At 47.7% G+C, this 596-nt stretch carries 1 protein-coding gene; it reads left to right on the top strand.

Annotated elements, in window-relative coordinates:
- On the top strand, positions 1 to 596 hold a 596-nt coding region (locus L2731_RS19510; RefSeq protein WP_249254893.1), incomplete at both ends, for an EF-Tu/IF-2/RF-3 family GTPase.

Below are 596 nucleotides of genomic sequence, written 5' to 3' on the forward strand. Positions count from 1 at the left end.
CTGCTAGAACTAGTAGAGATGGAAGTTCGTGAACTACTATCTGAGTACGACTTCCCAGGTGATGACCTACCAGTTATCCAGGGTTCTGCTCTGAAAGCCCTAGAAGGCGAGCCAGAGTGGGAAGCTAAGATCATCGAACTAGCTGAAGCACTAGACACTTACATCCCAGAGCCAGAGCGTGCTATCGACGGTGCATTCATTCTGCCAATCGAAGACGTATTCTCAATCTCAGGCCGTGGTACTGTAGTAACAGGTCGTGTTGAGCGCGGTATCATCAAAGTTGGTGACGAAGTAGAAATCGTAGGTATCAAAGAAACTACTAAGACTACTTGTACTGGTGTTGAAATGTTCCGTAAGCTGCTTGACGAAGGTCGTGCAGGTGAGAACTGTGGTGTACTACTACGTGGTACTAAGCGTGATGAAGTTGAGCGTGGTCAAGTACTGGCTCAGCCTGGTTCAATCACTCCACACACTCAGTTCGAATCAGAAGTATACGTACTGTCAAAAGAAGAAGGTGGTCGTCACACTCCATTCTTCAAGGGCTACCGTCCACAGTTCTACTTCCGTACAACTGACGTAACCGGTACTATCGAGCT

Source organism: Shewanella aquimarina, assembly GCF_023349185.1.
GTDB lineage: Bacteria > Pseudomonadota > Gammaproteobacteria > Enterobacterales > Shewanellaceae > Shewanella > Shewanella aquimarina.